The sequence below is a fragment of the Aquicoccus porphyridii genome, from assembly GCF_008369105.1.
GTDB lineage: Bacteria > Pseudomonadota > Alphaproteobacteria > Rhodobacterales > Rhodobacteraceae > Aquicoccus > Aquicoccus porphyridii.
The window spans coordinates 1-418 of record NZ_VINQ01000154.1; the positions used below are offsets into that span (position 1 = coordinate 1).

A 418-nucleotide genomic window follows, 5' to 3' on the forward strand; every position below is an offset into this window, starting at 1 on the left:
ACATCTGGCTGGCGCATTCGCGCAGGTATGGCGATCTGAAGGAAGCGCTGGTCCCGGTAGAGATTGCCCGCGTCACCCCGAGGCTGGCCATGCCGTTCGAGCCGGAAACCTGGCTGGCCGACCGCAAAGCCAGAATGGCTGACGCCGCGCATCGCCTGGCGCGTTCGGCAAAGGCCGGGGCAATCCCCGGTGGCTCTATCGAGGACGGCACCTTGAAAATCGACCGGCTGACCGCCGCGGTTCCCGAGGAAGCCGATGCGCTGGTTCTCGATCTCTATCGCCGCCTGCCGGAAGTCAGGGTCACCGATCTTCTGTTGGAGGTGGACGATGAGATTGGCTTCACCGAGGCCTTTACCCATCTGCGCACCGGCGTGCCCTGCAAGGACAGGATCGGCCTGCTGAACGTGTTGCTTTCCGA

General features: G+C 63.9%; 1 pseudogene. It reads left to right on the top strand.

Annotated elements, in window-relative coordinates:
- Positions 1-418 (top strand): annotated as a pseudogene (locus FLO80_RS22260) (Tn3 family transposase); the annotation flags it as partial.